Genomic DNA, 5,341 nt, shown 5'->3' with positions numbered 1-5,341 from the left:
GCAGGTTTCTATTTTAGGCTATTTATTCTCTGACTTGAAAGAGAGTGTAGGGTGTGGGGTGTGGGGTGTAGGGTGTGGGGAAAGAAACCTCTTTCATCTTCCCACTTCCCACTCCTCAGAATTAGACCTAAAGCATACTCAGCCATACAAGCAAAGAAAAACGAAACTTTTGCTTTGAGGATATCTCCTGACTGGTAGGATAAAAATGAACCATACTAGGCAGTTTAACCTCCACGCCGCCGAGGCCACACCTTTAATCATCAAAGGAAAAGTATTTATATGTCTAAAAATCAAGTGTTCGACTTTTTCGCCTTAGCCGCTAAAAACGAAGAATTGGGTCAAAAAATGCGCTCAACCCAAGATCCTCAGCAATTACTAGAGACAGCTCGCTCGCAAGGCTTCGATTTCTCCCTTCCTGAATTAGAAGCGGCACTCAAATCCTTGCACGAGAGTCCCGACTTTTTCCAAAAGTTAGCTCATGCAGTGTTAGAAGTTTTCAGTCCTAACCACGATAATTATCCCTCGATCGGTGTCCAACCCTACGAAGGTGAGATCGATCGCTAGAATCAGTGATCAGTGATCAGATGTGAGTTTTCAGTTCACTGATTACTGTTCACTGTTTACTGACCACTGAAAAAGGCTCCCCTTCTCCCCACTCCCCCACCCCAGCCGTATATAGTATAAAAAAATTATAAAAAAGCCGAAATCAGGGAAAATAGGCTTTTATCTGCCAATAAATCCAGCAGAGACAAGCAAGCCGCCAAGAGAAAACTTAAAGCGGAAATCGGCTCATAGCAAAGGTTTTAGCTGTAGATCTCCTGAGAATTGCTGAGGCTGATGGGCGAAGTCAAGGAATGATTAACTTTCGTTAACCTGAAGATGAGAAATAATCATAATGTTTTATATTGTCAAAGGTGTCATAGTTTCCTATGCTTTTTTTAGGTTGATAATTTTGCCTGACTCGTCAAATTTTTACCAACCGGCCCTAGAAAATAAAATTAGTGGATGAAAACGGTCACGATCGAGATAAAATTCAGGATGGTCTTACCCACCTTGCCACGATCCCGACTGCCACCAGAGCTAGAGCAGGAAAAGTAACAAGGAAAGAATTTGACTGAAACAAAATTGATAACGCTAACAAAATTAATAGTTTAGTTTGGCTTGACAAGCGAGGAACAAAAAAATGCCAATTGCAGTAGGAATGATTGAAACCCTAGGATTTCCCGCCGTTGTGGAAGCGGCCGATGCCATGGTCAAAGCCGCCAGGGTGACTCTAGTGGGTTACGAAAAGATCGGTAGTGGTCGCGTCACTGTCATCGTCCGGGGAGACGTTTCAGAAGTGCAAGCTTCTGTGGCTGCCGGAGTGGAAAACGCCAACCGGGTTAACGGAGGACAAGTGCTATCTACCCATATCATCGCTCGTCCCCACGAAAACCTCGAATACGTGCTGCCCATTCGCTACACCGAAGAAGTAGAGCAATTCCGCAGCTATTAAACACCGTTGATCGGGGTCAGCATCTATAGAGTCGAAGAAAGCCAACCATTAGGAGACAAAAATATTATGTCAATTGCAGTGGGCATGGTGGAAACCTTGGGTTTCCCGGCCGTCGTCGAGGCGGCTGATGCCATGGTGAAAGCCGCCCGCGTAACCCTAGTAGGTTACGAAAAAATTGGTAGTGGTCGCGTCACCGTCATCGTCCGGGGGGACGTTTCGGAAGTACAGGCCTCCGTATCGGCGGGGACAGAAGCGGCATCTAATCGTGTTAAGGGTGGTCAAGTCCTCTCGACCCACATCATCGCCCGTCCCCACGAAAACCTCGAATACGTTCTTCCCATCCGTTATACAGAAGCCGTGGAACAGTTTCGTGAAAGTGTTAACCCGCAACCTTTAAGACGAATCTAGAGCGCAACTAACTTTTAGTGTAAACAAATTCCATGCAAATTGCCAAAGTTTGCGGCACCGTCGTTAGCTCCCTGAAACCGCGCAGTATGACGGGAGTGAAACTTCTGCTTTTGCAATTCATCGACGCACAGGGGCAACTTTTGCCTAAATACGAAGTAGCGGGTGATATTGTCGGAGCGGGGATTAATGAATGGGTGCTAGTGTCCCGGGGAGGAGCCGCCCGTATCGAAGACGGACAGAACAATCGCCCCCTTGACGCGATGGTGGTGGGGATTATTGACACTATAACCGTAGAAAATCGCACCCTCTACAGCAAGAGGGACGAATTTCGTCAATCCGGTTAAACATCGATAGAACCCAAACACAGTTAAGTAACAACCAGCCAGCCAAATTCAGTATGGAGGAAGACTAACTATGGTCGTCCGCACAACGGCGGCTAGTCCGAAAAAGCGGACCAAATCCCCAGAGGAAACGCGCATAGACGAGAGTGCCAAAGTCCACACCTTCTCTAACCTCAGTGGCGCTATCGAGATCGGGGCGCGAGTGGTGATTGCTCCGGGGACTTCCATCCGCGCCGATGAAGGAACCCCCTTTCACATTGGCGACGACAGCAAAATTCAGGACGGAGCAATCATCCACGGTTTAGAAAAAAGCCGTGTGGTGGGAGATGACGGCCGAGAATATTCGGTGTGGATCGGCCGGGGCAGCTGCATCACCCACATGGCACTCATTCACGGGCCAGCCTATGTGGGCGATCGCTGTTTTATCGGTTTTCGCTCCACCGTCTTTAATGCCCGCATCGGGGCCGATTGCATCGTCATGATGCACGCCCTCGTTCAAGACGTGGAAATCCCCGCCGGGAAATTCGTGCCATCCGGTTCCGTGATCACCAGCCAACAACAGGCCGACCGCTTACCCGATGTCACAGAAATCGATCGAGCCTTCACCCGTCACATTGTCGATATCGACCTCGCCCCCAGCGTCCCGGTCAAAGCCCACAGCCCAGCGACTCCTCCACCGGCAGCCGCTATAAACATCGCTAATGAGACGCTATATAGAAATTCGGTGACACCTATGAGTTTAAATACAAACATTCGAGCGCAGGTTCGCTCCCTCCTCTCCCAAGGCTACAAGATCGGCATCGAATACGCTGACAAACGCCGCTTTAAAACCAGTTCTTGGTTAAGTGCCGGCTTTATCGACGGCGGCCGCGAAGAACAGGTATCCCAATCCCTAGAAGCCTCCCTGAGAGACCTGCAAGGCGAATACGTCCGCCTGATCGGAGTCGATCCCGCCGCTAAACGGCGCATACTGGAAATGATTATCCAACGCCCCGAAGACACCCCGGGAGAACCGGCCCGCACCACCACCGCCGTCCACGGCGGTCATGGCAACGGTAACGGCCATTCCGACCTGTCCGTACAAGTGCGTTCCCTGCTGGCCCAAGGACTGAAAATCGCCACCGAACACGCGGATAAACGCCGTTTTAAAACCAGTTCTTGGTTAACCGGACCGGCGATCGAAACCAAGAGCGAAGCGGGCATCATTCGCGATATTGAAGCGATCGTGACTGAAAATAGCGATGAGTACGTCCGCCTGATCGGGATCGACCCGCAAGCGAAAAAACGCGTCGTCGAAATGATTATTCACCGCCCCGGCAGCGCCCCCGCTAGTAACGGCAGCGGCAAAGCCAGCAGCTACAGCGCCCCCGCTAGTAACGGAGCCAGTTATAGCAGCAGTGGTAGCTTAAGTGGGGAAACGATCGCTCAAATTCGTTCCCTGCTCGCCCAAGGCTACAAAATCGGCACCGAACACGCGGATAAACGCCGGTTTAAAACCAGTTCTTGGCAGAGTTGCGCCCCGATCGAAAGCAATCGCGAATCTGATGTAATTACTGCTTTGGAAGATTGTTTACGCGAACATAGCGGCGAATACGTCCGCTTACTCGGTATCGATGCTAAAGCCAAAAAACGGGTTTTAGAAACGGTGATCCAGCGTCCCGATGGTTCGGTGAGTAGTAATGGCAGCAGTAAAACCGCCACCGTTGCCGAACCGAGTTTCAAAAGCTCTGCTTCCAGTTCCTCCGGCGGCGGTACTGCCACTTTAACCAGTACCTTAACGGCGGAAACGATCGCTCAGATTCGTTCTTTATTGAACCAAGGTCACAAAATCGGGGCTGAACACGCGGATAAACGTCGTTTTAAAACCAGTTCTTGGCAAAGCTGCACCCCGATCGAGAGCAGTCGCGAATCCGATGTGGTGGCCGCTTTAGAAACCTGTCTGCGCGACCATCAAGGGGAATACGTTCGTCTGATCGGGATTGACTCCCAAGCAAAACGTCGTGTTCTCGAATCGATTATTCAACGCCCTTAATTTCAGGACTCGGCGAGCGGTGAAGGGAGATAGGTGTTAGGTGTTGGCGGATCGGGAAAAATACCCGAAACTCTAACCCCTACCCCCTAACCCCTGGTCACTGATCACTGATCACTGAATAACTGTCAATTATGTCCTTACCCCCCGTTCAACCTATTAGCCGCTCGGAATTCTATGTCAATGGTGATGTAACCATTGATGAGAGTGCGATCGTGGCTCCGGGGGTGATTCTCCGAGCAGCCCCCAATAGCCAAATAATTATCGGTGCGGGTGCTTGCCTGGGTATGGGAACAATTTTAACCGCCTATCAGGGTGTTATTGCTATCGGTGCGGGAGCAATTTTAGGTACAGGTGTTCTCGTCGTCGGTCGGGGTGAAATCGGTGAAAATGCCTGTATTGGGTCAACCACAACGATTTTTAATGCTTCTGTGGCAGCGATGTCGATCGTGCCGTCTGGTTCCCTGATCGGAGATACTTCCCGTCAAATTACCATCGAGGTGTCAGCGACCCCATCGGAACCGGAAAGACCCCCTTTACCGGAACCGCAACCCGTAGTCAGTCAAGTGTCCCCAGTGCCGTCCGTGGAGGAAGTGGTCTCCGAAACCGTGGCCAGTCCTTGGGATGGCGAGGAAATGGTCGCCGAGGCCAGTCCCGCGGAAACCAGAGAACAAGCATCTACTACTAACCGACCGAATCAAGCATCGGTGGTCGGAAAGGTCTATATCAATCAGTTATTGGTCACGCTATTTCCAGAACGTCATCGTTTTAATGGCAACAATAACCATAATTCTTGAAGGGGAAAATAATCGTTGACAAGCCAAAAATCTCAACAATAATTACTGAGTAATTAGACCTAATTTATCTAGAGTTCACTGCTGTCTAACTGTCCTCTAGGTACTGGGTATAATTGCTTAGAAATCCTGTTAATATTTAGCGATTGCCGACAATTTTTTGAGGTTGTAATTATTGATAATCTTCCTCAATTAAAGAGTAGTTTTAATCGCTCAAAGCCTGATGAGCAGAAGTTTCTGCGTGTCAATCAGGTAAATTTTTGTTGATTTTTTT

General features: G+C 49.6%; 6 protein-coding genes. All 6 read left to right on the top strand.

All coding sequences use genetic code 11. From position 1 onward, the window contains the following. Window positions 1-279: 279 nt before the first annotated feature. Entirely contained in the window at window positions 280-564 is a 285-nt protein-coding gene (locus tag PX636_RS10965) for a Nif11-like leader peptide family natural product precursor (protein ID WP_288117169.1), read from the top strand. 619 nt (window positions 565-1,183) lie between these two features. Next, a complete protein-coding gene (locus tag PX636_RS10960; RefSeq protein WP_002734613.1) occupies window positions 1,184-1,495 on the top strand; it encodes a carbon dioxide-concentrating mechanism protein CcmK in 312 nt (103 codons plus the stop codon). 66 nt (window positions 1,496-1,561) lie between these two features. Beyond that, window positions 1,562-1,903: a carbon dioxide-concentrating mechanism protein CcmK gene (locus PX636_RS10955; protein WP_002733426.1), complete on the top strand. Its 342-nt coding sequence runs from the start codon at window positions 1,562-1,564 to the stop codon at window positions 1,901-1,903. Between the two features lie 32 nt (window positions 1,904-1,935). After that, a complete protein-coding gene (gene ccmL / locus PX636_RS10950) occupies window positions 1,936-2,247 on the top strand; it encodes a beta-carboxysome shell vertex protein CcmL (RefSeq protein ID WP_002759323.1) in 312 nt (103 codons plus the stop codon). Between the two features lie 70 nt (window positions 2,248-2,317). Next, window positions 2,318-4,276, top strand: coding sequence for a RuBisCO small subunit-like domain-containing protein (locus tag PX636_RS10945; RefSeq protein WP_288117168.1), 1,959 nt, complete (start codon window positions 2,318-2,320; stop codon window positions 4,274-4,276). Window positions 4,277-4,407: 131 nt separating this feature from the next. Continuing rightward, complete coding sequence (gene ccmN / locus PX636_RS10940; RefSeq protein ID WP_004162497.1) at window positions 4,408-5,070, top strand: beta-carboxysome scaffolding protein CcmN; 663 nt, start codon at window positions 4,408-4,410, stop codon at window positions 5,068-5,070. The last annotated feature ends 271 nt before the right edge of the window (window positions 5,071-5,341 follow it).

The sequence above is a fragment of the Microcystis sp. M53598_WE2 genome (assembly GCF_030067735.1).
Lineage (GTDB): Bacteria > Cyanobacteriota > Cyanobacteriia > Cyanobacteriales > Microcystaceae > Microcystis > Microcystis aeruginosa.
This window is presented reverse-complemented; position numbering and strand designations above follow the sequence as displayed.